Raw genomic sequence first — 21,963 nt, 5'->3', positions numbered from 1 at the left:
GCCCCCGGCCGCCCGGCCCCCCCCCCCCCCCCCCCCCCCCCCCGCCGGCGCCGCGCCCCGCCCCCCCCCCCCCCCCCCCCCCCCCCCCCCCCCCCCCCCCCCCCCCCCCCCCCCCCCCCGATTCCGTTTTCCCCGGCGAGGTGGCTAATACCAGTAGCGCCGGCCGGCGACTGGACGCCCGACGGAGCCCATAATCCACAAGATGGCCCCGATAACGAGCAAGACGATACCGAGTACCCACAGCAAATGGATACCGAAAACAAATCCGAGAATTAGCAGGATCGCACCGAGGACAATCATGACACTTTCCTTAATGTGAGGGGTTCTATGCTGCTGGGCATCGAGCTGGGCTGCGGGACATGGCAATCCTTGACTTTCGGGTTGACGCCCGCGTAATTCAAAGGGCCCGCGACCACGGTCAACGCGATGTTTCCAGCCGTGACACAACTGGTTGAGTCACCCTTGAAGTAATCGCGTTGCCATGCCGCAAAAACCCCGATCAGCAGCCATACCAAGGCAATGGTGCCGATGATTCCGCTGCCACGCATGGTGACCTCCAATGTGGACGAGAAAAATTTCTCGTGGACGGTAGTTACCCATTCGACTTGCGTCTAAACATGGCCCGGGATGAATTCGGCAGTGCCCCAGCGGAGCCCGCTGGGATCAGGCGTGCTCGGCGAGCCACGCCGCGGCCCGCCGCTTCGAGGCCCGCGAAAGCCACGCGTCCTGGATGAGCTCGGCCAACTCCGTCCTGCCGATTTCGCCGAGCCGGGCGGCCCGCACCAACACCGAGGGATGCCCGTCGAAGTGGTCGGTGCTGAAGAACGGGGACGCGGGGTCCTGGATCAACGCCAGCTTGTCGCTCTCGGACTCCACCCAGAGCATGATCACGTCGGCATATCGTTCGCCGGTGTCGGGATCGGCGGCATCGGGCTGCGGCGTGCGGAAGAAGACGAAAGACTTGCCGCCCACCTGATAGATCGCGTTGCCCTTCGGGCCCTCCAGACGCTGCACGTGCGGCATCGACGCGGCGATTTCGTGCACGTCGCGCACTCGCGCCGGTCGATCAGCCACACCGGTGAGGGTAGCGGCCATGTGCGCGTGGGCGTTTGAGTGTCGTCCGCCCTAGCCGCGGCGCTGCGCGGAGACATACAGGGTGGGGGGCATCGCCTGCTCGGATCCCTGCGGTACGCGCCGGCCGTAGCGCGCCATCAACTCCGAAAACGTCGCCGTGGCGACGTCCCAGCCCCGTTCGCGCAGCCAGCCGTCGACCGGCGTGCGCTCCTCCGCGTACCAGAGGTCGTCGAAATCGGTGATCTCGGCGTCGACCAGCTTGGCCGCCGCGGCCCGCATGCGCTGCATGTCCTCGCGCTGGCGCCGGACGATGTCGGGGTCGGTGAAACCCTCACCGGGCACGTTGGAGGCGAGCCAACTGCCCTGCGCGCTCAGCGAGTGGACGCGCTCGAACAGCAAGTCCTGGGCCTGCGCGGGCAGGTATCGAACCAGGCCCTCCGCCGACCAGGCCGCCGGCCGCGACGGGTCAAACCCGGCCTCCCGCAACGCCGTTGGCCAGTCCTGCCGCAGATCGATGGCGACGTTCACCAGTTGCGCCCTAGGTTCGGCGCCGTGGTCACGCAGTGTGTTGGACTTGAACTCCAGCACCTTGGGCTGGTCCAGCTCGTAGACAACCGTGCCGTCCGGCCAGGGCAATCGCCAGGTCCGCGCGTCCAGGCCGGCGGCCAGGATGACCACCTGGCGGCCGCCGGCGTCCGCCGCGCCCAGGAAGAACTCGTCGAAAAACGCTGTGCGCGTGGCCATGAAGTCGATCATCAGCTGGATCCGCGACCCCACCTCCGGCTCCAGCTCCACCGCCTTGGCCAGCGCCGCGGGATCCGCGTAGATGCTCCACATGCCCTCGCCCGCCGCGTCCACGAACACCCGCGCGAAGGGATCGTTGATCAGGGGGTCGTCGCTCGCCGTCTCGGCTGCCCGCGCCGCGGCGACGCCCAATGCGGTGGCCCCCACGCTTTGGGTGATGTCCCAGGAGTCGTTGTCGGTACGCGGCATCGCCAGTCCCTTCCAGGCCCGAGAGTCAGTTAGTTCCGCACACTATTGTTCCAGCCTCCGCCACCCCCGGCCGGGTTCAGGCGGTGACTTACGCTCTTTCCCAGTGGGCCCACAGGTTGCCGAAGGGAGCGCCGCGATGACGCGCACGCCGCACGAATTGGCCGTGGCCGGGGTCGACCTCGACGCCGTAGCGGCATGGATGTCGGAGCGGGGGCTCGGCGAGGGCCCGATTCAGGATGTTTCCGCCGTCACCGGTGGCACCCAGAACGTCATGCTCCGGTTCACCCGGGCCGGCCGGCCCTACGTGCTGCGGCGCGGGCCGCGCCACCTACGCCCGCGGAGCAACAGCGTCATCCTGCGGGAAACGAAAGTCCTTGCCGCACTGGCCGGCTCCGATGTGCCGCACCCGCACCTGATCGCGGCGTGCGAGGACCCCGGCGTGCTGGGCGACGCCGTCTTCTATCTGATGGACCCGGTCGACGGGTTCAACGCCGGTGAGGGGCTGCCGCCGTTGCATGCGGGCGATCCCAGCGTGAGGCACGGCATGGGCCTCTCGATGGCCGACGCGCTGGCCAAGCTGGGCGCGGTCGACCACGTGGCGGTGGGTCTCGCCGACTTCGGCAAGCCGTCGGGCTTCCTGGAACGCCAGGTGCCGCGCTGGCTTTCGGAGCTGGACTCCTACAGCGAGTACGACGGCTACCCCGGGCCCGACATCCCGGGCATCGAGGAGGTCTCGAGCTGGCTGGACCGCCACCGGCCGACAACCTGGACACCCGGCATCATGCACGGCGACTACCACGCCGCCAACGTGATGTTCTCCCGCACCGGGCCGGACGTGGTCGCGATCGTCGACTGGGAAATGTGCACCATCGGCGACCCCCTGCTGGACCTGGGCTGGCTGTTGGCTACCTGGCGCCAGCCCGACGGGTCCAGCGTGTTCAGCCACGCCCTGGGCGGTCAGGACGGGCTGGCCAGCACCGACGAGCTGTTCGAACGCTACGCCGCCAACACCACCCGCGACCTGTCCCACATCACCTGGTACACCGTGCTGGCCTGCTTCAAGCTGGGCATCGTGATCGAGGGGACGCTGGCGCGGGCCTGCGCGGGCAAGGCCGAAAAAGAGGTCGGCGATCAGCTGCACGCGGCCACGGTGCACCTGTTCGAGCGGGCGCTGCGCCTCATCGACGGCGCCGCCTGATCCACTAACATCTGCGTTCGTGCCTTACCCAGAGGAACCCGACTTCTACTCCGAGCCGACCCAGGCCGCGTATGGCGGGTACTACGACGAGCCGGCGCCCGAGCCGGAACCCCCCACCCCGTGGTACCGCCGTCCGGCGGCGCTGGTCGCGGCCGGCGCGCTTGGGGTGATCGTGCTCGCCGCGCTGGTGTTCGCGGTGGTCAAACTCGCGACGGGTTCGCCCGCCCACGGCCCGGCGGCGACGACAACGACCACCACCACCACCATTCCGTCCACCACGGTGACCACCACGACCTCGCAACCGTCTCGGCATCACGGCGGCGGTGGCGGTGTGGCGCCGACCGAGACCGTCACCGAGACGGCGCCCCCGCCGAGCACCGACACCCCCAGCACCGACACCCCGACCCCCACCACGACTGAGCCGCCGAGCACCGTCACGGCCTCGCCGAGCACCGAGACCAGCACCGTCACCCAAACCGTGACGGTTCCCCCGCGCCGCGGGCCGTTCGGGGGCCCGTTCGGGGGACGGTAGGGATTTCGTCCCGTCGCCGGCAAGGCTGGGACACAACGGTTTTCGGCCAGGGATCAACGGGGATGTGAAGCGGCCAGGGCGATTAGAGCGCGCCCGAAGGGATTCGAACCCCTAACCTTCTGATCCGTAGTCAGATGCTCTATCCGTTGAGCTACGGGCGCCGGTCGTTCAGTTGTCTTGCGTTGTGCTCCTCCAACAGGAGTCAGCGGAGGCGAGAGGATTTGAACCTCCGGTCCCCTTTGAGGGGGACAACTCATTAGCAGTGAGCCCCATTCGGCCGCTCTGGCACGCCTCCCTTGGACTTTTCGAGGGTACCCGACCCCTTTCCGGTCTCGCGGAACCGGCCATACTGTACACATTCGCGACATAAACTGTCGAAGTGACCGCCCGCCTGCGTCCCGAACTGGCCGGATTGCCAGTGTATGTGCCCGGCAAGAACGTGCCGGGCTCCATCAAACTCGCCAGCAACGAGACCGTGCACGGCCCGCTGCCCAGCGTGCATGCGGCGATCGAGCGTGCCGTTGCCGTCGTCAACCGCTACCCGGACAACGCCAGCGTCGACCTCAAGGCGGCGCTGGCCATGCACTTGGGCCCCGACGTCGCCCCCGAACACATCGCAGTCGGTAGCGGTTCCGTCACCCTGTGCCAGCAGCTGGTGCAAATCACCGCATCCGCCGGCGACGAGGTGATGATGGGCTGGCGCAGCTTCGAGTGCTACCTGCCCATCGTCCAGGTGTCCGGCGCCGCCGCGGTCAAAGTGCCGTTGACCGACCACACCCACGACCTCGACGCCATGCTCGCCGCGATCACCGACCGCACCCGGCTGATCTTCGTCTGCAACCCGAACAACCCGACGTCGACGGTGGTCGATCCCGAAGCCCTGACGCGTTTCGTCGAGGCCGTGCCGCCGCACATCCTGATCGCCATCGACGAGGCCTACGTCGAATACATCCGCGACGGCATGCTGCCGGGCAGCCTCGATCTGGCCCTCAACCGCAGCAATGTCGTTGTGCTGCGGACCTTTTCGAAGGCCTACGGGCTCGCGGGCCTGCGCGTCGGGTATGCGGTCAGCCACCCCGACCTGATCACCGCGCTGGACAAGGTCGTCATGCCGTTCGCGGTGACGAACGTCGCGCAGGCGGCCGCGATCGCGTCGCTGGAGGCGTCCGGGGAACTGATGGCCCGCACCGACGCGCTGGTCGCCGAGCGGACCCGGGTGATCGCCGAGCTGCGCGGCGCCGGGTTCACCTTGCCGCCGTCGCAGGCCAACTTCGTCTGGCTGCCGCTGGGCGCTCGGACCGAGGACTTCACCGAGCAGGCCGCCAACGCGCGGCTGGTGGTGCGGCCGTTCGCCGGCGAGGGGGTGCGCGTCACCATCGGTGCGGTGGAGGAGAATGACGCCCTGTTGCAATTCGCCTGCGATTGGATTTCCCGCACCGAACCGTAAGGAGTCGTCCGTTGAACTTGGCGCGCAAACAGTTCACCGAGTTCAAGGAGCGCGACGGCGACATCCCCGATGCCGAGCTCGACGATTTCTGGGCGGGGCTCGAGCCCGCGACCATCGAGGGCATGCTCGGTGAGTGGAAGGGCGGCGAGTTCCGCACCGGGCACCGGATGAACGGTCAGCTGGAGAAGGCCGGCTGGTTCGGCAAGACCTTCAACTCGGTCCGCGACGTGCAGCCGCTGGTCTGCCTCGACGCCGACGGCAACAAGTTCTCGAACGTCGAGATGGGCAAGGGCGAGGCCAGCCTGTGGCTGGAAGAGTTCCGCGGCGAGGTCACCGCGACGATGGTCTATGACGGCCAGCCCGTGCACGACCACTTCAAGAAGATCGACGACGACGCCGTGATGGGCATCATGAACGGCAAGGGCGTCCGGGATAACGGACGGTATTACTACTTCTACCTGGAGCGGGTGTAGCCGCTCGGACTTCGAGTGTGCGGCTGGCCGGACACTCGGCCTGAAAGCTAGGCACTAACGCGCCGGGTCGCGGCCGGTGAAGGCGACCAACCGCTCGAGCGCGCCGGCGTCCTCGGGCACGTCGACCGGGTCGTCGAAGCCGGCGCCACCGCGGAACTCCGGCCGGATGATGTTGCGGGCCAGCCCCAGTACGTACTCGGACAGCGGCTCGGGCGCGTTCACCTCGTGTCCCACCGCGGCGGCGTAATCCCAAGCGTGGACCAGGAATTCGATCGACAGGACGCCGCAGGCGCCCTTGGCGGGCATCTCCCCTTTGCCGAACGGCACGGACCCGTCCAGGCCGTGCCGATGCCAGGCGTCCAGCGCGGGCCGGGCCGCCGCGACCACCCGCCGTTCCACCGAATCACCGTCGCCGGCTTCGGGGATCTCCGCGCCGACCATGCCGCCCAGCGCGGTGATCGACTTCAACAGGTGATCGGTCAACTCCGCCACGTCGAACTGGGCGCACGGCGTCTGGCGGGACAGGTCGTCGGCCGCGATGGTGTGCAGCACCCGCTGCAGCACCCCGAGGGTGTCCTCGGCGCTGTGCAGTTCGTCGGTGGGCGGGGAATGCGGGCCGGGCCGCAAATCAGGAGCCATATTTGCCACGCTACGGTCTCGATATGGCGCAAGCATACGAATCCGTCACGGTGGAAACGAAAGATCACGTCGCCCAGGTGACGCTGATCGGGCCGGGCAAGGGCAACGCGATGGGCCCGGCGTTCTGGTCGGAGATGCCGGAGCTGTTCGCGGCGCTGGACGCCGACCCCGAGGTGCGGGCGATCGTGCTGACCGGTTCGGGCAAGAACTTCAGCTACGGCCTGGACGTGCCCGCGATGGGTGGGTCGTTCACCCCGCTGCTGTCCGGGGACGCGCTGGCCGGCCCCCGCGCGGTGTTCCACCGCGAGGTCAAACGGATGCAGGGCGCGATCACCGCCGTCGCGGACTGCCGCACCCCGACCATCGCGTCGGTGCACGGTTGGTGCATCGGCGGCGGCGTCGACCTGATCTCGGCGGTCGACATCCGCTACGCCAGCGCCGACGCCAAATTTTCGGTGCGCGAGGTCAAGCTCGCCATCGTCGCCGACGTGGGCAGCCTGGCCCGCCTGCCGCTGATCCTGGGCGACGGCCACCTGCGCGAGCTGGCGCTGACCGGCAAGGACATCGACGCGGCCCGCGCGGAGAAGATCGGCCTGGTCAACGACGTGTACGCCGACGCCGACGCCACGCTGGCCGCCGCGCACGCCACCGCCGCCGAGATCGCCGCCAACCCGCCGCTGACCGTCCACGGCGTCAAGGACGTCCTCGACCAGCAGCGCGCCGCGGCCGTGTCGGAGAGCCTGCGCTACGTCGCCGCCTGGAACGCGGCCTTCCTGCCGTCCAAGGACCTGACCGAGGGCATCGCGGCGACATTCGAGAAGCGCCCGCCGCGGTTCACCGGCGAGTGATCCGCCGGCACGTACCCTCGCTGAGGTGACATCAGACGGGAGAATCCGCGTCCCGGCCGACTTGGACGCCGTGACGACGATCGGCGAGGAAGACCATTCCGAGATCGACGGCGCCGCCGCCGACCGGATCTGGGACGCCGCCCGACACTGGTATGCGGCCGGCTTCCACCCCGCCATCCAGCTGTGCCTCCGCCGCAACGGGCGCGTCGTCCTCAACCGGGCCATCGGCCACGGCTGGGGCAACGCCCCGACCGACCCGCCCGACGCCGAGAAGATCCCCGTCACACCGGACACGCCGTTCTGCGTGTACTCCGCCGCCAAGGGGATGGCGGCGACCGTGGTGCACATGCTGGTCGAGCGCGGGGTGTTCTCCCTCGACGACCGCGTCTGCGACTACATCCCCACGTTCACCAGCCACGGCAAGGACCGGATCACCATCCGGCACGTCATGACGCACAGCGCCGGGCTGCCCTTCCCCACCGGACCCAAGCCGGACGTCCGACGCGCGGACGACCATGAGTACGCGCAGCAGAAGCTGAGCGAGCTGCGCCCCCTGTACCGGCCGGGGTTGGTGCACATCTACCACGCGCTCACCTGGGGTCCGCTCGTTCGCGAGATCGTCTACGCCGCAACCGGCAAGGAGATCCGCGACATTTTGGCGACCGAGATCCTCGACCCGCTCGGCTTCCGGTGGACCAACTTCGGCGTCGCCAAGGAGGACCTGCCCCTGGTCGCCCCGAGTCACGCGACCGGCCGACCGTTGCCGCCGGTGGTCGCGCAGATCTTCCGCAAGGCGATCGGCGGGACGGTGCACGAGCAGATCCCCATCACCAACACCCCGCTGTTTCTCACCACGATCATCCCGTCGTCCAACACGGTTTCGACCGCCAACGAGATGTCGAGGTTCGCCGAAATCTGGCGTCGCGGCGGCACTCTCGGCGGGGTGCGGGTGGTCAGCCCCGAGACGATGTACGGCGCTGTCAAGGAATGCCGCCGATTGCGCCCGGATTTCGCCGTCGGGCTGCAACCCGCGCGGTGGGGCACCGGCTTCATCCTGGGGACCGACCGGTGGGGGCCGTTCGGGCGCCACGCGCCGCACGCCTTCGGCAACCTCGGCCTGGTCAACATCGCGATCTGGGCCGACCCGGCGCGCGGCCTGGCGGCCGGCGTGGTCAGCAGCGGCAAACCCGGCCGCGATCCGGAAGCCAAGCGCTACACCGCCCTGCTGGACAAGATCACCGCGGAGATCCCCGCCGGTTGAGCGCGCCCTGCGGTGGGAACACTGCCGCCATGGCTACCTACCGAGTGCTCAACCCGAAGGGCGACGTCGTCGCGACCAAGGACATCGAAAGCGCCGACAAGGCGCACGCGTGGTTCGCCGATGAGGCGGTCGAGGGCAACGAACTGGGCTGGCGCATGGAGGTCGAAGCCGACGGCGAATGGCGCTTCTTCGACGACAGCGAGGGCGATCGCAGCTACTAACCGACGCCGCGCTCAGAGCGGTGGCGGAGGGATTTGAACCCCCGGACGGTGTTAGCCGTCTCTCGCTTTCAAGGCGAGTGCATTAGGCCGCTCTGCCACGCCACCGCTGATTAGGGTAGCGGGACTCGGTAGCGTGGCCACCATGCGCGCAATCGTCGCCGAATCCCCAGATCAGCTTTCCTGGCAAGAGGTGCCGGACGCGTCCGCCGGCCCGGGCGAGGTGTTGATCAAGGTCGCCGCGGCGGGCGTGAACCGCGCGGATGTGCTGCAGGCCGCCGGCAAGTACCCCCCGCCGCCGGGCGCCAGCGAAATCATCGGCATGGAGGTGTCCGGCGTGATCGCCGAAACCGGCGGCGGCGTCACGGATTGGCAAGCGGGACAAGAGGTTTGCGCGCTGCTGGCCGGTGGCGGATACGCCGAGTACGTCGCCGTGCCCGCGGGCCAGGTGATGCCGATTCCCTCTGGTGTCGACCTCGTCGACGCTGCCGGGCTGCCGGAGGTGGCCTGCACGGTGTGGTCCAACCTGGTCCTGACCGCCCACCTGGGCAAGGGCCAGCTGTTGCTGATGCACGGCGGCGCCAGCGGCATCGGGACCCACGCGATTCAGGTCGCCCGCGCGCTAGGTGCGCGGGTGGCCGTCACGGCCGGTTCGGCGGAGAAGCTGGAGTTCTGCCGCGAGCTCGGCGCCGAGATCACGATCAACTACCGCGACGAGGATTTCGTCGAGCGGCTGCGGGAAAGCGGCGGCGCCGACGTGATTTTCGACATCATGGGCGCCGCCTACCTGGACCGCAACATCGACGCCCTGGCCACCGACGGGCAGCTGGTCATCATCGGCATGCAGGGTGGCATCAAGGGTGAGCTCAACATTGCCAAGCTGCTGATGAAGCGCGCCCGCGTCATCGGCACCACCCTGCGGGCGCGCCCGGTCACCGGGCCCAACAGCAAGACGGAGATCGTGCAGGCGGTGATCGGGTCGGTGTGGCCGATGATCGCCAAGGGCCGCGTCCGGCCCATCATCGGCGCCCGCCTCCCCATCCAAAAGGCCGGCGAGGCACACGAAATGCTGACGTCGAGCAAGGTGACCGGAAAGGTCGTGCTGACCGTCTAGCCGCCGAGCGTGAACTGAGGGTGACGTTCCGCCCGTTTCGCCGCCGTGACGTCACGTTCGGCGAAGGGGGGAGCGGCCGTCAGCCCAAAGACGCCAGCGCGCGCACCAACTGGTCGACCTCCGCCGTCGTCGAGTAGTGCGCCAGCCCGACGGTCACCGCGCCGCCGACGTCGTTGACGCCCAGCACGTCCAGGGCGCGGGAGTTCTCACACGTGACGGCGAGGATCCCGTTGTCGGCCAACCGCTGCACCACCCGCTCGGCGGGCACCCCGTTCAACGCGAAACTGACGACCGGTATGCGCACCTCCGGCCGGCCGATGACCATCACCAGGGGCAACGACCGCAACGACACCATCAGGTAGTCGAAGATCCGGTTCATGTACAGGCCGGCCGACTGCATCGACACCGAGAGGCGTTCGCGCCTGCTGCCGCGGGCCGACTCGTCGAGCGCCGCCAGATACTCGATGCTGGCGACCACCCCGGCCAGCAGACCGAACTGGTGCGCGCCGATCTCGAGGCGCGCCGCCCCGGTGGCCTTGGGGTCCGTCGATATCGAGCCGAACGAGTTGAGCAGCGCCGGGTCGCGGAACACCACCGCGCCGATCGGCGGGCCGCCCCACGCCAGCGCGTTCACCGCCACCACGTCGGCGTCGGTTTCCTTCACGTCGAGCAGGCGGTAGGGCGCGGCGGCGGAATGGTCGACGACCACCAGCCCGCCGACGTCGTGCACCAGCTTGGTCATCGCCCGCAGGTCGGTGACCGTGCCCAGCGCCGCGGACGCCGATGAGACGGCCACCAGCCGGGTCGACTTGCCGATCAAGCCCTCCCACTGCCAGGTCGGTAGCTCGCCGGTCTCGATGTCGATCTCGGCCCACTTCACCTTGGCGCCGTAGCGGTGCGCCGCCCGCAGCCACGGGGCGATGTTCGCTTCGTCGTCGAGGCGGCTGACGATCACCTCGTAGCCCAGCCCGGCCCGCGAGGACGACGTCTCGGCCAGCGCCGACAACAGGATCGCGCGGTCGGCGCCGAGCACCACGCCCGCCGGGTCGACGTTGAACAGGTCGGCCACCGCGGCCCGCGCGGCCTCCAGGATCGCGGCGCTGCGCTGCGCCGACGGGTGTGCACCCACCGCGGTGGCGCTGGACCGGCGGAACGCCGTGGAGACCGTGGTCGCGACGGAATCGGGGATCAGCATCCCGGTCGGTGCGTCGAAGTGCACCCACCCGTCACCCAGCGACGGATGCAGTCCGCGCACCCGGGCGACGTCGTAAGCCATGCCAGCCACCTTAGAGCTTCCGCTTCTCCGCGAAACTGTGACGGTAGCGGGTGCCCGGAGACGCTCGAGCCGTTCCAGCGTGCCGGTGGCTTCGAAGAGGCAGGACACCCGGCCAGCCATACTAGTCGAGTGGGCCTCTGGTTCGGAACGCTGATCGCATTGTTCTTGCTGATAGCGCCCGGGGCGGTCATCGCGCGAATCAGTCAGCTGAGTTGGCCCATCGCCGTCGCGGTCGGCCCGGCGCTGACCTTCGGCGCCATCGCGCTGGCGATCATCCCGTTCGGCGCCGTCGGAATCCCGTGGAACGGCTGGACCGCGCTGGCCACGCTGATCGTTGTGTGCCTGGCGATGACGGTCCTGCAGCTGCTGCTCGGCCGCTTCCGCGACACCCAGGCCGAGGCGCGCGGGATCGGCCGGTTGCCGGCGCTGACCGTGGCGGCCGGGGTGCTGCTGGGCGCGCTGCTGATCATGTGGGCGGCCTACCGCGGCCTGGCCGCCCACTGGCAGACGGTGCCGAGCACGTGGGACGCGGTCTGGCACGCCAACGAGGTGCGGTTCATCCTGGACACCGGGCAGGCGTCGTCCACCCACATGGGCGAGCTGCGCAACGTCGAAACGCATCAGACGCTGTACTACCCGTCGGTGTTCCACGCCTGGGTGGCGGTGTTCTGTCAGCTCACCGGGGCGGCGCCCACGACCGGCTACACGGTGAGCTCGGTGGCGGCCTCGGTGTGGCTGTTTCCCGCCAGCGCGGCGATGCTGACCTGGAAGCTGCTGCGGGGGCGCTGGGGGGAATGGCGCACCGCCGGGGTGGCCGCCACCACCGCCGCGCTGTCCGTGTCGTTCACCTCGCTGCCCTACGTCGAGTTCGGCGTCGCCGCGATGCCCAACCTGGCGGCCTACGGCGTTGTCGTCCCCACGTTCGTGCTGATCGCCTCGACGCTGCGGCACCGCGACCGGATCCCGCTGGCGGTGCTGGCCTTCGTGGGGCTGATGTCCGTGCACCTGACCGGCGGATTCATCGTTGTGCTGTTCCTGGTGGCCTGGTGGTTGCTGGACGTGTTGTGGCACCCGGTGCGCGGGCGGCTCGCCGACGGGTTGACGCTGGCCGGCGTGGCCGCGATCACAACGCTGATACTGCTGCCGCAGTTCATCAGCGTCCGCCAGCAGGAAGACATCATCGCCGGGCACTCATTCCTGACCAAGCTCAGCAAGAAGCGGGGGGTGTGGGACGCGGTCTTCCAGCATTCGCGTCATCTCAACGACTTCCCGTACCAGTACGGGCTGATGACGCTGGCGATCGTCGGCGGAATCATCTTCGCCTACAAGAGGATCTGGTGGCCGCTGGCGGTGTGGCTGTTGCTCGTGGTGGTCGACGTCGACGCGGGAACGCCGCTCGGCGGCCCGCTCGGCGCGGTGGCCGGCGCGTTCGGGGAGTTCTTCTATAAGGACCCGCGCCGCATTTCGGCCGCCATCACGCTGCTGCTGGAGCCGATGGCCGGTGTCGCATTGTTCTTGATCGTCATGGTGGTGATGGCCGGCGCTCGACGAGTCGCCGGCCGTTTCAAACCCTTGCCGGCACCGGCCTGGACCGCGGCCACCGCGGTCCTGCTGGTGGCCACGACCGTGTTCACCGCCCGCCACTACTTCTATCGACACCTGGTCCTGTTCGGCGACAAGTACGACTCGGTGATGATCGACCAGCGCGACCTGATGGCCATGGCCTATCTGTCCAAACTGCCCGGGGCGCACACCACCGTGATCGGCAACGCCAACACCGACGGCACGGCGTGGATGTACGCCGTCGCCGACCTGCACCCGCTTTGGACCCACTACGACTACCCGCAGCAAATGGGCCCCGGCCCCAACCGCTACATCTTCTGGGCCGGCGCCCGCAAGGGTGAGGCCGATCCCCGGGTGGTCGAGGCGATCAAAGCGCTCAATATCCGGTACATCTACACGAGCATGCCGACGGTCCGGGGCTTCGCCGTACCCGACGGACTAGTGTCACTGGATAAATCGAAGTCGTGGGCGCTGATCTACGACAACGGTGGAGCCCGAATCTACGAATGGCGCGGAAACGACGGCGCGGCGCCGCACTCCTAGTGCGCAAAGGATGGTGATGGATGAGTACCGGCAACGACGACGATGGCATTGAGATCATCGGCGGCGTCGACCCGCGGATCATGGCGGTGGCGGACGAGGACTCCGACGAGCGCTCACTGACCGATCTGGTCGAGCAGCCGGCCAAGGTGATGCGCATCGGAACGATGATCAAGCAACTGCTCGAGGAGGTGCGCGCCGCACCCCTCGACGAGGCCAGCCGCAACCGGCTGCGGGAGATCCACGCGACGAGCATCCGCGAACTGGAAGAGGGCCTGGCGCCGGAACTTCGCGAAGAGCTCGACCGCCTCACCCTGCCGTTCAACGAGGACGCGGCACCGTCCGACGCCGAATTGCGCATCGCCCAGGCGCAGTTGGTCGGCTGGCTGGAGGGCCTGTTCCACGGCATCCAGACGGCACTATTCGCGCAGCAGATGGCCGCCCGCGCGCAGCTGGAGAAGATGCGTCAGGGCGCGCTGCCCCCGGGCATCGGCAAGCCCGGCGGATCCGGGCACGGTCAGTACCTGTAAAGCGAAGCACGGTGGCGGGTCCTCACATCGAGACGCACAACGCGTGGGTGGAATTTCCCATTTTCGACGCGAAGTCGCGCTCGCTGAAGAAAGCCTTCCTGGGCAAGGCGGGCGGCACCATCGGCCGCAACGCGTCCAACGTGGTCGTCGTCGAGGCGCTGCGCGACATCACCATGTCGCTCGAGCTGGGTGACCGGGTCGGGCTGGTCGGCCACAACGGCGCGGGGAAATCGACTCTGCTGCGCCTACTTTCGGGCATCTACGAACCCACCCGCGGCTGGGCGCAGGTCACCGGCCGCGTCGCACCGGTCTTCGACCTCGGGGTCGGGATGGACCCCGAGATCTCCGGCTACGAGAACATCATCATTCGCGGGCTGTTCCTGGGGCAGACCCGCAAGCAGATGCTGGCCAAGGTCGACGAGATCGCCGAGTTCACCGAGCTGGGCGACTACCTGTCGATGCCGCTGCGCACGTATTCCACCGGCATGCGGGTGCGGCTGGCCATGGGCGTGGTCACCAGCATCGACCCCGAGATCCTGCTGCTCGACGAGGGCATCGGCGCGGTGGACGCCGACTTCTTGAAGAAGGCCCAGTCCCGGTTGCAGGGCTTGGTCGAGCGGTCCGGAATCCTGGTGTTCGCCAGCCATTCCAACGAATTCCTCGCCCGCCTCTGTAAGACGGCGATGTGGATCGACCACGGCGTGATCCGCCAGTCGGGCGGCATCGAAGACGTGGTGCGCGCTTACGAGGGTGAGGACGCGGCCCGGCACGTGCGCGAGGTGCTGGCCGAGACGGCCGCAGAAAAACCGCTGGCGCAAAGAGCATCCGGGGATGAGTGAGTCCGTCTTCGCCGTCGTCGTCACCCACCGGCGCCCCGACGAGCTGGCCAAGTCGCTGGGCGCCCTGAGCAGCCAGACCCGGTTGCCCGATCACCTGATCGTCGTCGATAACGATTTTTCCGGCGAAGGCTCCGGTTCAGGCCGGGTCCGCGACCTGGTCGCCGGCCAGCCGATCCCCACCACCTATCTGGCCTCCCGCCGAAACCTCGGCGGCGCAGGCGGTTTCGCGCTGGGCATGTTGCACGCGTTGGCGCAGGGGGCCGACTGGGTTTGGCTGGCCGACGACGACGGGCGCCCGCAGGACTCGCACGTGCTGGCCACCCTGCTGGCGTGCGCGCAGAAACACGGCCTGGCCGAGGTGTCGCCGATGGTGTGCAACCTCGACGACCCCGAGCGGCTCGCGTTCCCGCTGCGCCGCGGGCTGGTATGGCGCAGGTGCGCAACCGAATTGCGCACCGAGCCCGGACAGGACCTGCTGCCCGGGATCGCGTCGCTGTTCAACGGCGCGTTGTTCCGGGCTTCCACCCTCGAGGCGATCGGCGTCCCCGACCTGCGGCTGTTCATCCGCGGCGACGAGGTCGAGATGCACCGGCGGCTGGTGCGGTCGGGCCTGCCGTTCGGCACCTGCCTGGACGCGATCTACTTGCATCCCTGCGGATCCGCGGAATTCCGGCCGATCCTGGGCGGCCGCATGCACACCCAGTACCCCGACGACCCGACCAAGCGGTTCTACACCTACCGCAACCGCGGCTACCTGTTGTCCCAGCCGGGGCTGCGCAAGCTGCAGGTGCAGGAGTGGGTGCGGTTCGGCTGGTACTTTCTGCTGACCCGCCGCGATCCCAGGGGCCTGGCGGAGTGGATTCGGTTGCGCCGCTTGGGGCGTCGCGAGCAATTCGGCAAGCCGGGAGGCACGCAATGACGTTTCTGGACGCCGCGGCCCAGTCGCGGACCTTCACCCGCGCCCGGGGCGATCTGGTCGCGGGCTTCCGCCGGCACGAGTTGTGGCTGCACCTGGGCTGGCAGGACATCAAGCAGCGCTACCGCCGCTCGGTGCTGGGGCCGTTCTGGATCACCATCGCGACCGGCACCACCGCCGTCGCCATGGGCGGCTTGTACTCCAAGCTCTTTCACCTCGAGCTGTCCGTGCACCTGCCCTACGTGACGCTCGGCCTGATCATCTGGAACCTGATCAACGCGGCCATCCTGGAGGGCGCCGACGTCTTCGTCGCCAACGAGGGTCTGATCAAGCAACTGCCGACGCCGCTGTCCGTGCACGTCTACCGGCTGGTGTGGCGGCAGATGATCTTGTTCGCGCACAACATAGTCATCTACGTCGTCATCGCGATGATCTATCCGAAGCCATGGTCGTGGGCGGACCTGTCCGTGATCCCGGCGCTCGCGTTGATCGTGCTGAATTGCATTTGGGTGTCACTGTGTTTCGGCATCCTGGCCACCCGCTACCGCGACATCGGGCCGCTGCTCTTCTCCGTCGTGCAGCTGTTGTTTTTCATGACGCCGATCATCTGGAACGACGACACCCTGCGGCAGCAGGGCGCGGGCCGGTGGTCGAAGATCGTCGAGCTCAACCCGCTGCTGCACTACCTCGACATCGTGCGCGCCCCGCTGCTCGGCGCCCACCAGGAGCTGCGGCACTGGGCCGTGGTGGCGGTGCTCACCGTCGTCGGCTGGGTGTTGGCCGCGGTCGCGATGCGGCAATACCGGGCCCGGGTGCCCTACTGGGTGTAGCTCACATGAGCGGGGGCCCGGGGTTGAGCCAGTCCAGCGAATCGTCGATCTGCCCTTTGTATTGCGGGCAGTAGGCCGACACCGAAAGGCCGACGAAGAACCCGGCCTGTCGCGCCGTCAGATTGGTGTCTTTCATCACCTTCATCGCGAGCAGGCTCGACCGCTGGTTGTTGTCCAGCCCGGCGCACACCGAGCGGGCCATCGAGATCGCGGTGCCCGGGTCGTTGATGACGATCCCGTTGTCGGCGAGGGCCCCGAGGAAGGCATCGTCGGGCGGATCCGCCGCGGCCGGGGCGGCCGAGAACAGCGCGGCGCACAGCGCGGCCGCCACGACTGTCGACCACTTCACCGGACCGACGTTCATGTCATCAACGATAGGCCTCCAAGGATCCTTTGAGGATCCCGCAAGGAGCGCGACGGAAGCTGCGATCCATGGGCAACACCATCTACCTCCACGGCGCCCGCGTGGCCACGATGCACCGCGCCGACGCGCCGCTGGGCCGCACGGCCCGGTTCCACCTGCGTAAGTTGTTCGACAACTTGCCCTGCTGCCACCGCTCGTGGGCCAACCAAGGCAAACGCTTCTTCCTGCACGGCTTCGAGCGGGCCTTCGACATCGAATTCGCCTGCGCCGAAACCGAACCCGGAACCGAGGCGGTGATCGACGAGGGCACCCTCGACGAGGTCAAGACGGCACTGCGGGACCAGTTCGACCACACCACGCTGATCGCCGTCGACGACCCCCAGCGCGACCTGTTCGAGTTGCTGGCCGACCGGGGCGTCATCGACCTGCGGATCATGGACGACACCGGGATGGCGGGCACGGCCGCCTGGACCTTCGAGACGGTCGAACGCATCGTCGGGCGGGCGACCGGCGGCCGCGTCTGGGTGTCGCGGATCAAGGCGCGCGAGAGCCGCAACAACGTCGTCACCCTGACGGCGGGACCCGTTTAGAACGAAACACGACGCTCGCAATGCCGATGCGGGAGTATGCGTTCGTGAGCGACGCCTCGGCAATCGGCTGCGTTGGGACGTTGACCGTGGCAACCCGCGGCGACCGCGGCGCCGGGGAGGTACTGGTCACCGTGCACGGCGCCAAGGAGGCCTTCCTGGCCTGGTCCGACGAGCCGCTGCCGAAGGGCGCCGAGGTGCTGGTGGTGGAGGTCAGGGGAGGCCGGACGGTGGTCGTCGAACCCTGGCACGGCCTCGCCTGATCTGAATTGACCACCCGGATCGTCCGGGATACAACAGCGAAACCCAAAAAGGAGTCCCCATGCTCGGTTACAAGGTGCCCTCCCCCGACGAGGCGATGCTGATCTCGGGCGGCCGAAGCAAGAGCAACGCCCCGTTTCGCGTCGTGACGGGCCACGGCGCCTTCATCATGCCGTTCTTCCGCAAGGCCCGGTTCCTCACGCTGGCGATGTGCGAGGCCGAGGTCGGCGAGAAATGCGTGACCCAGCAGGGCATTACGCTCAACGTCCGGGCGGTGATCGCCTTCAAGGTCGGCAACGACACCGAGAGCATCATCAGCGCCGCCCAGCGATTCCTGTCCGAACAGGATCAGATGTCGGTGCTGACGGGCCGGATCTTCGCCGGCCACCTGAGGTCGATCATCGGCTCGATGACCGTCGAGCAGATCATCCGGGAACGCCAGAAGCTGGCGACCGAGGTCCTCGACGGCTCCAAGGAGGAGATGGCCCGCATCGGGCTCACCGTCGACGCGCTGCAGATTCAATCCATCGACGACGACGGGCTCGGCTACATCAACGCGATGTCGGCGCCGCACAACGCGGCCATCCAGCAGCAGGCCCAGATCGCCCAGGCGCAGGCCAACCAGGCGGCCGCCGAAGCCGAGCAGGAATCGCAGCGCAAGCAGGCGGAATTCGCCCGCGAGACCGCAATCGTCAAGGCGCAGTACAAGGCCGAGGTCGATAAGGCCCAGGCCGAGGCCGCGCAGGCGGGTCCGCTGGCGGAGGCCGAGGCCCAGCGCGAGGTGCTGCAGATGCGCACCGAGTTGGCCCAGCGCGCGGCCGAACTGCGCCAGCAGGAACTGGTCGCCGAGGTGGTCAAACCCGCCGAGGCCGAGGCCGAGCGCGTGCGGATCCTGGCCGTCGCCGACGCCGAGAAGATGAAGATCCAGGCCGAGGCCGCGGCGTCGCACAACCGGGTGGCGCTGGACAAGGCGCTGATCGATCAGCTGCCCGAGATCGTGGAGAAGGCCGCCCGCGGGCTGGCCAACGCGAACGTGACCGTGCTCAATGGCGCCGAGGGGCTCACCGAGGTGGCCAGCGGGCTGGTGGCGCAGGGCCGGGCCATTTTCGACGCCCTGCGCGGCACGGTCGACTACTACGACGACTCCGACGACGCGGCGCCGATCACCACGAACTCCGAATCGGGTTCGATCGCCCACTGAGGGGGAACTCGCCGCTTGTCCAATAATGGTGACGGCCGGCTCGCCGTGGTGCGACACTGGAACGCCATCTGAGCTAATTGGGCGAAAGGGTCCACCGACGTGAGCAAGAAGGGCCAGTCAGCGGCGGACGCGGCTAAAGAGAGCCTGGCCGCGGAACTCGACCGGCTGCGGCAGCGGCGTGACCGCCTCGAGGTCGAGGTCCGCAACGACCGAGGGATGGTGGGCGATCACGGCGACGCCGCGGAGGCGATCCAGCGCGCCGAGGAGCTGGTGGGGCTCAGCGACCGGATCAACGAGCTGGACCGCCGGCTGCGCACCGGGCCCTCGCAGCCCGACGCCTCGGAAACGCTGCCCGGGGGCACCGAGGTCACCCTGCGGTTCTCCGACGGCGAGGTGGTGACGATGCACGTCATCTCGATCGTGGAAGAGACGCCCATCGGTCGCGAAGGCGAGACGTTGACCGCCCGCAGCCCCCTGGCCCAGGCCCTGGCCGGGCACAAGGCGGGCGACACCGTGACCTACTCGACCCCGCAGGGCGAGGATCAGGTCGAGTTGATAGCGGTCAAGCTGCCCCGATAGCACGCCCGCCGCATCCCGGGGCGCCCCGGCCGCCCCGTTAGACTCCCCCCAATGGTTGCCCCGCTGCCCGATGCCGCGCCGCCGAGCCCGCAGTTGAGCCTGACGACTCAGGTGATGCGTTTCGTCGCCACCGGCGGCCTGGCCGGCATCGTCGACTTCGGCCTGTACCTGGCGCTGTACAAGGCGGTGGGCGTCCAGGTCGACCTGGCCAAGGCGACCAGCTTCGTCGTCGGGACCATCACCGCCTACCTGATCAACCGTCGGTGGACGTTCCAGGCGGCGCCCAGCACCGCCCGGTTCGTCGCGGTCATGATCCTCTACGCCATCACCTTCGCCGTGCAGGTCGGGCTGAACCACCTGTGCCTGGCGCTTATGCACTATCGCGGGTGGGCGATACCCGTCGCATTCGTGATCGCGCAGGGCACCGCGACCGTGATCAACTTCATCGTGCAGCGAGCCGTTATCTTCCGCATCCGCTGAGCCACACACCGCAGGCGGTACCCTCTTTGACGATGTTGAGCACCGATGTTGTAACCACCACCACCCGGCTGACCGGCTTTGGCCGCACCGCGCCGTCGGTGGCCGAGGTGCTCTCGACCCGCGATCCGGAGGTGATCGCCAAGGCGGTGGCCCGGGTCGCCGAGTCCGGCGGCCCCAACGGGCGGGGCGTCATCGCCCGCGGGCTGGGCCGGTCCTACGGGGACAACGCCCAGAACGGCGGCGGCCTGGTGATCGACATGACCGGGCTCAATCGCATCCACTCGATCAGCGCCGACACCCGGCTGGTCGATGTCGACGCCGGGGTGAGCCTGGACCAGCTGATGAAGGCGGCGCTGCCCTTCGGGCTGTGGGTTCCGGTGCTGCCGGGCACGCGTCAGGTCACCGTGGGCGGGGCGATCGCCTGCGACATCCACGGCAAGAACCATCACAGCGCGGGCAGCTTCGGCAATCACGTCCGCTCGATGGACCTGCTGATGGCCGACGGCACCATCCGCACCATCACCCCCGACGGCCCGGACGCCTCGGACGCCGAGTTGTTCTGGGTCACGGTCGGCGGCAACGGCCTGACCGGGATCGTGCTGCGCGCCACGATCGAGATGACACCAACGGAGACGGCCTATTTCATCGCCGACGGCGTCGCCACCAAGGACCTGGACGAGACGGTCGCGGTCCACCTCGACGGCAGCGAGGCCAACTACACCTATTCGAGCGCCTGGTTCGACCTGATCAGTCCGCCGCCCAAGCTCGGCCGGGCCGCGGTCAGCCGCGGCAGCCTGGCGAAGCTGGACCAATTGCCCGCGAAGCTGGCCAAGAATCCGCTGAAATTCGATGCCCCGCAACTGTTGACGGTGCCGAACGTCTTTCCGGTCAGCGCGATGAACAAGCTGTCCTTCATGGCCATCGGCGAGGTGTACTACCGGCTGGGCGGCACCTATTCCGGCAAGATCATGAACCTGTCGCAGTTCTACCACATGCTCGACCTGGTCAGCGGATGGAACAATGCTTACGGCCCAACGGGTTTCGCCCAGCACCAGTTCCTGGTTCCGCCGGACGCGATGGACGAATTCAAGGACATCATCCGCTGGATCCAGACCAGCGGCCACTACTCGGCGTTGAACGTCTTCAAACTGTTCGGCCCGGGCAACCGCGCGCCACTGAGCTTCCCGATGGCCGGGTGGAACGTGGCGATGGACTTCCCCAACAAGCCGGGGATCAACGAGTTCCTCAACGAACTCGACCGGCGCGTACTGCAATTCGGTGGCCGGGTCTACACGGCCAAGGATTCCCGTACCAGCGCCGAAACCTTTCACGCCATGTACCCGCGCATCGACGAGTGGATCGCGGTGCGCCGCAAGGTGGATCCCTCGGGGGTGTTCGCCTCGGACATGGCCCGACGTTTGGAGCTGTTGTAAATGGTGCTCGACGCTGTGGGTAACCCGCAGACCATCCTGCTGCTCGGCGGCACCTCGGAGATTGGGCTGGCCATCTGCGAGCGCTACCTGCAGAACGCGCACGCCCGGATCGTGCTGGCCGCCATGCCCGGCGACCCGGGCCGCGACGCCGCCGTCGCTCAGATGAAGGCCGCGGGCGCGCGGTCGGTGGAGCTGATCGACTTCGAGGCCACCGACCCCGACAGCCATCCGAAGATGATCGAGGAGGCGTTCGCTCATGGCGACGTCGACGTGGCCATCGTCGCCTTCGGCATTCTCGGGGACGCCGAGGAGTTGTGGCAGAACCAGCGCAAGGCCGTGCTGGCCGCCGAAATCAATTACACCGCAGCGGTTTCAGTGGGTGTGCTGCTCGGCGAGAAGATGCGCGCCCAGGGCTTCGGCCAGATCATCGCGATGAGCTCGGCCGCGGGGGAACGGGTGCGACGGTCCAACTTCGTCTACGGCTCCACCAAGGCGGGACTTGACGGGTTTTATCTGGGACTCGGAGAAGCCCTGCGCGAGTACGGGGTTCGCGTCCTGGTGATCCGCCCGGGCCAGGTCCGCACCCGGATGAGCGCGCATGTGAAGGAAGCGCCGCTGACCGTCGACAAGGAGTACGTCGCCAACCTCGCGGTGACCTCGGCCGCAAAGGGTAAGGAATTAGTTTGGGCGCCAGGAGCATTCCGCTACGTGATGATGGTGTTGCGACACATCCCGCGGCCCATCTTCCGCAAGCTGCCCATCTGATC

The 21,963-nt window shown here is 68.2% G+C and carries 27 protein-coding genes and 3 tRNA genes; 20 read left to right on the top strand and 10 right to left on the bottom strand.

Translation table 11 applies throughout. The annotated features are described in order from the left end of the window. Nucleotides 1-144 precede the first annotated feature (144 nt). The 4 genes from A5730_RS25095 to A5730_RS05815 form a co-directional block, all read right to left on the bottom strand. Entirely contained in the window at nucleotides 145-300 is a 156-nt protein-coding gene (locus A5730_RS25095) for a DUF6131 family protein (RefSeq protein ID WP_197506511.1), read from the bottom strand. Next, nucleotides 297-560 carry a hypothetical protein gene (locus A5730_RS24180; RefSeq protein WP_082459989.1) on the bottom strand — a complete coding sequence of 88 codons (264 nt, stop codon included), beginning with the start codon at nucleotides 558-560 and terminating at the stop codon, nucleotides 297-299. The genes A5730_RS25095 and A5730_RS24180 overlap by 4 nt, the downstream gene beginning before the upstream one ends. Nucleotides 561-663: 103 nt before the next feature. After that, entirely contained in the window at nucleotides 664-1,074 is a 411-nt protein-coding gene (locus tag A5730_RS05820; protein ID WP_067896880.1) for an MmcQ/YjbR family DNA-binding protein, read from the bottom strand. A gap of 51 nt (nucleotides 1,075-1,125) precedes the next feature. After that, complete coding sequence (locus tag A5730_RS05815) at nucleotides 1,126-2,067, bottom strand: class I SAM-dependent methyltransferase (protein ID WP_067896864.1); 942 nt, start codon at nucleotides 2,065-2,067, stop codon at nucleotides 1,126-1,128. A 199-nt stretch (nucleotides 2,068-2,266) separates the two neighbouring features. On the opposite strand from A5730_RS05815, the gene A5730_RS05810 reads away from it, so the two are divergent. Both A5730_RS05810 and A5730_RS05805 read left to right on the top strand, forming a co-directional pair. Beyond that, the gene (locus A5730_RS05810; RefSeq protein ID WP_231994637.1) at nucleotides 2,267-3,265 is read left to right on the top strand and encodes a phosphotransferase family protein; all 999 of its coding nucleotides are present in this window, start codon (nucleotides 2,267-2,269) and stop codon (nucleotides 3,263-3,265) included. A gap of 19 nt (nucleotides 3,266-3,284) precedes the next feature. Next, the gene (locus A5730_RS05805) at nucleotides 3,285-3,797 is read left to right on the top strand and encodes a hypothetical protein (RefSeq protein ID WP_067896861.1); all 513 of its coding nucleotides are present in this window, start codon (nucleotides 3,285-3,287) and stop codon (nucleotides 3,795-3,797) included. Nucleotides 3,798-3,885: 88 nt separating this feature from the next. Here the strand turns inward: A5730_RS05805 and A5730_RS05800 are convergent. After that, a tRNA-Arg gene (locus A5730_RS05800) sits at nucleotides 3,886-3,958 on the bottom strand. Nucleotides 3,959-4,003: 45 nt separating this feature from the next. Then, nucleotides 4,004-4,092: transfer RNA gene (locus A5730_RS05795), tRNA-Ser, on the bottom strand. Between the two features lie 84 nt (nucleotides 4,093-4,176). Here A5730_RS05795 and hisC point away from each other — a divergent pair. After that, nucleotides 4,177-5,244: a histidinol-phosphate transaminase gene (gene hisC, locus A5730_RS05790; protein ID WP_067896859.1), complete on the top strand. Its 1,068-nt coding sequence runs from the start codon at nucleotides 4,177-4,179 to the stop codon at nucleotides 5,242-5,244. 11 nt (nucleotides 5,245-5,255) lie between these two features. Continuing rightward, a complete protein-coding gene (locus A5730_RS05785; protein WP_067896856.1) occupies nucleotides 5,256-5,717 on the top strand; it encodes a DUF4334 domain-containing protein in 462 nt (153 codons plus the stop codon). A gap of 54 nt (nucleotides 5,718-5,771) precedes the next feature. On the opposite strand, the gene A5730_RS05780 is transcribed toward A5730_RS05785, so the two are convergent. Continuing rightward, nucleotides 5,772-6,356 carry a TIGR03086 family metal-binding protein gene (locus tag A5730_RS05780; RefSeq protein WP_197506162.1) on the bottom strand — a complete coding sequence of 195 codons (585 nt, stop codon included), beginning with the start codon at nucleotides 6,354-6,356 and terminating at the stop codon, nucleotides 5,772-5,774. A 23-nt stretch (nucleotides 6,357-6,379) separates the two neighbouring features. On the opposite strand from A5730_RS05780, the gene A5730_RS05775 reads away from it, so the two are divergent. Genes A5730_RS05775 through A5730_RS05765 form a run of 3 tightly spaced genes read left to right on the top strand, consistent with a single transcriptional unit; the run spans nucleotide 6,380 to nucleotide 8,686 of the window. Next, nucleotides 6,380-7,204, top strand: coding sequence for a crotonase/enoyl-CoA hydratase family protein (locus tag A5730_RS05775; RefSeq protein WP_067896850.1), 825 nt, complete (start codon nucleotides 6,380-6,382; stop codon nucleotides 7,202-7,204). A 25-nt stretch (nucleotides 7,205-7,229) separates the two neighbouring features. Continuing rightward, nucleotides 7,230-8,465, top strand: coding sequence for a lipase LipE (gene lipE, locus A5730_RS05770; RefSeq protein ID WP_067896847.1), 1,236 nt, complete (start codon nucleotides 7,230-7,232; stop codon nucleotides 8,463-8,465). 29 nt (nucleotides 8,466-8,494) lie between these two features. Continuing rightward, complete coding sequence (locus A5730_RS05765; RefSeq protein ID WP_055405523.1) at nucleotides 8,495-8,686, top strand: hypothetical protein; 192 nt, start codon at nucleotides 8,495-8,497, stop codon at nucleotides 8,684-8,686. A gap of 18 nt (nucleotides 8,687-8,704) precedes the next feature. Here the strand turns inward: A5730_RS05765 and A5730_RS05760 are convergent. Beyond that, nucleotides 8,705-8,791 (bottom strand) — tRNA-Ser (locus A5730_RS05760). 37 nt (nucleotides 8,792-8,828) lie between these two features. Between A5730_RS05760 and A5730_RS05755 the strand changes: the two genes are divergently transcribed. Next, on the top strand, nucleotides 8,829-9,797 hold the full coding sequence (locus A5730_RS05755) for an NAD(P)H-quinone oxidoreductase (RefSeq protein ID WP_067896878.1): 969 nt from the start codon (nucleotides 8,829-8,831) through the stop codon (nucleotides 9,795-9,797). Between the two features lie 79 nt (nucleotides 9,798-9,876). Here A5730_RS05755 and A5730_RS05750 read toward each other — a convergent pair whose 3' ends face one another. Then, nucleotides 9,877-11,073, bottom strand: a complete 1,197-nt coding sequence (locus tag A5730_RS05750; RefSeq protein ID WP_067823741.1) for a cysteine desulfurase-like protein — start codon at nucleotides 11,071-11,073, stop codon at nucleotides 9,877-9,879. A 129-nt stretch (nucleotides 11,074-11,202) separates the two neighbouring features. On the opposite strand from A5730_RS05750, the gene A5730_RS05745 reads away from it, so the two are divergent. From A5730_RS05745 to A5730_RS05725, 5 genes are read left to right on the top strand one after another with little or no spacing between them, the layout of a single operon-like run. Further along, nucleotides 11,203-13,179, top strand: a complete 1,977-nt coding sequence (locus A5730_RS05745) for a DUF6541 family protein (protein ID WP_067896844.1) — start codon at nucleotides 11,203-11,205, stop codon at nucleotides 13,177-13,179. Between the two features lie 20 nt (nucleotides 13,180-13,199). Then, nucleotides 13,200-13,706 (top strand): bacterial proteasome activator family protein, encoded by a 507-nt coding sequence (locus A5730_RS05740; RefSeq protein WP_067896841.1) that lies wholly within the window; start codon nucleotides 13,200-13,202, stop codon nucleotides 13,704-13,706. Between the two features lie 11 nt (nucleotides 13,707-13,717). Continuing rightward, nucleotides 13,718-14,545 (top strand): ABC transporter ATP-binding protein, encoded by an 828-nt coding sequence (locus A5730_RS05735; RefSeq protein WP_055405602.1) that lies wholly within the window; start codon nucleotides 13,718-13,720, stop codon nucleotides 14,543-14,545. Beyond that, a complete protein-coding gene (locus A5730_RS05730; RefSeq protein WP_067896838.1) occupies nucleotides 14,538-15,464 on the top strand; it encodes a glycosyltransferase in 927 nt (308 codons plus the stop codon). The genes A5730_RS05735 and A5730_RS05730 overlap by 8 nt, the downstream gene beginning before the upstream one ends. Next, entirely contained in the window at nucleotides 15,461-16,291 is an 831-nt protein-coding gene (locus A5730_RS05725) for an ABC transporter permease (RefSeq protein ID WP_067896836.1), read from the top strand. Before A5730_RS05730 ends, A5730_RS05725 begins: the two co-directional genes overlap by 4 nt. Before the next feature lies 1 nt (nucleotide 16,292). On the opposite strand, the gene A5730_RS05720 is transcribed toward A5730_RS05725, so the two are convergent. Continuing rightward, nucleotides 16,293-16,655, bottom strand: coding sequence for a DUF732 domain-containing protein (locus tag A5730_RS05720; RefSeq protein ID WP_067896833.1), 363 nt, complete (start codon nucleotides 16,653-16,655; stop codon nucleotides 16,293-16,295). Between the two features lie 68 nt (nucleotides 16,656-16,723). Here A5730_RS05720 and A5730_RS05715 point away from each other — a divergent pair, with 68 nt between their 5' ends. From A5730_RS05715 to A5730_RS05685, 7 genes are all read left to right on the top strand, one after another. Beyond that, nucleotides 16,724-17,245 (top strand): 6-carboxytetrahydropterin synthase, encoded by a 522-nt coding sequence (locus tag A5730_RS05715; RefSeq protein WP_067896831.1) that lies wholly within the window; start codon nucleotides 16,724-16,726, stop codon nucleotides 17,243-17,245. Between the two features lie 44 nt (nucleotides 17,246-17,289). Further along, the gene (locus A5730_RS05710; RefSeq protein ID WP_082946721.1) at nucleotides 17,290-17,505 is read left to right on the top strand and encodes a hypothetical protein; all 216 of its coding nucleotides are present in this window, start codon (nucleotides 17,290-17,292) and stop codon (nucleotides 17,503-17,505) included. A 59-nt stretch (nucleotides 17,506-17,564) separates the two neighbouring features. Continuing rightward, on the top strand, nucleotides 17,565-18,704 hold the full coding sequence (locus tag A5730_RS05705) for a flotillin family protein (protein WP_067896828.1): 1,140 nt from the start codon (nucleotides 17,565-17,567) through the stop codon (nucleotides 18,702-18,704). A 99-nt stretch (nucleotides 18,705-18,803) separates the two neighbouring features. Then, the gene (locus A5730_RS05700; protein ID WP_067896826.1) at nucleotides 18,804-19,283 is read left to right on the top strand and encodes a GreA/GreB family elongation factor; all 480 of its coding nucleotides are present in this window, start codon (nucleotides 18,804-18,806) and stop codon (nucleotides 19,281-19,283) included. Between the two features lie 114 nt (nucleotides 19,284-19,397). Beyond that, a complete protein-coding gene (locus A5730_RS05695; RefSeq protein ID WP_156745703.1) occupies nucleotides 19,398-19,763 on the top strand; it encodes a GtrA family protein in 366 nt (121 codons plus the stop codon). A gap of 32 nt (nucleotides 19,764-19,795) precedes the next feature. Beyond that, entirely contained in the window at nucleotides 19,796-21,196 is a 1,401-nt protein-coding gene (locus A5730_RS05690) for an FAD-binding oxidoreductase (RefSeq protein WP_067896820.1), read from the top strand. Then, the gene (locus A5730_RS05685) at nucleotides 21,197-21,961 is read left to right on the top strand and encodes a decaprenylphospho-beta-D-erythro-pentofuranosid-2-ulose 2-reductase (protein ID WP_067896818.1); all 765 of its coding nucleotides are present in this window, start codon (nucleotides 21,197-21,199) and stop codon (nucleotides 21,959-21,961) included. Nucleotides 21,962-21,963 lie beyond the last annotated feature (2 nt).

This window comes from Mycobacterium sp. ACS4054, assembly GCF_001667275.1.
Classification (GTDB): Bacteria; Actinomycetota; Actinomycetes; order Mycobacteriales; family Mycobacteriaceae; genus Mycobacterium.
Note: the sequence above shows the minus strand (reverse complement) of the source record. Positions and strands in the feature narration are given on the sequence as shown.

Bases quoted from the DNA above. Each gene is read 5' to 3' on its own strand.
- A5730_RS25095 (WP_197506511.1), bottom strand. From the start codon at position 300: ATGATTGTCCTCGGTGCGATCCTGCTAATTCTCGGATTTGTTTTCGGT.
- A5730_RS05815 (WP_067896864.1), bottom strand. From the start codon at position 2,067: ATGCCGCGTACCGACAACGACTCCTGGGACATCACCCAAAGCGTGGGG.
- A5730_RS05810 (WP_231994637.1), top strand. From the start codon at position 2,267: ATGTCGGAGCGGGGGCTCGGCGAGGGCCCGATTCAGGATGTTTCCGCC.
- A5730_RS05780 (WP_197506162.1), bottom strand. From the start codon at position 6,356: ATGGCTCCTGATTTGCGGCCCGGCCCGCATTCCCCGCCCACCGACGAA.
- A5730_RS05775 (WP_067896850.1), top strand. From the start codon at position 6,380: ATGGCGCAAGCATACGAATCCGTCACGGTGGAAACGAAAGATCACGTC.
- A5730_RS05765 (WP_055405523.1), top strand. From the start codon at position 8,495: ATGGCTACCTACCGAGTGCTCAACCCGAAGGGCGACGTCGTCGCGACC.
- A5730_RS05755 (WP_067896878.1), top strand. From the start codon at position 8,829: ATGCGCGCAATCGTCGCCGAATCCCCAGATCAGCTTTCCTGGCAAGAG.
- A5730_RS05750 (WP_067823741.1), bottom strand. From the start codon at position 11,073: ATGGCTTACGACGTCGCCCGGGTGCGCGGACTGCATCCGTCGCTGGGT.
- A5730_RS05740 (WP_067896841.1), top strand. From the start codon at position 13,200: ATGAGTACCGGCAACGACGACGATGGCATTGAGATCATCGGCGGCGTC.
- A5730_RS05730 (WP_067896838.1), top strand. From the start codon at position 14,538: ATGAGTGAGTCCGTCTTCGCCGTCGTCGTCACCCACCGGCGCCCCGAC.
- A5730_RS05725 (WP_067896836.1), top strand. From the start codon at position 15,461: ATGACGTTTCTGGACGCCGCGGCCCAGTCGCGGACCTTCACCCGCGCC.
- A5730_RS05720 (WP_067896833.1), bottom strand. From the start codon at position 16,655: ATGAACGTCGGTCCGGTGAAGTGGTCGACAGTCGTGGCGGCCGCGCTG.
- A5730_RS05715 (WP_067896831.1), top strand. From the start codon at position 16,724: ATGGGCAACACCATCTACCTCCACGGCGCCCGCGTGGCCACGATGCAC.
- A5730_RS05705 (WP_067896828.1), top strand. From the start codon at position 17,565: ATGCTCGGTTACAAGGTGCCCTCCCCCGACGAGGCGATGCTGATCTCG.
- A5730_RS05695 (WP_156745703.1), top strand. From the start codon at position 19,398: ATGCGTTTCGTCGCCACCGGCGGCCTGGCCGGCATCGTCGACTTCGGC.
- A5730_RS05690 (WP_067896820.1), top strand. From the start codon at position 19,796: ATGTTGAGCACCGATGTTGTAACCACCACCACCCGGCTGACCGGCTTT.
- A5730_RS05685 (WP_067896818.1), top strand. From the start codon at position 21,197: ATGGTGCTCGACGCTGTGGGTAACCCGCAGACCATCCTGCTGCTCGGC.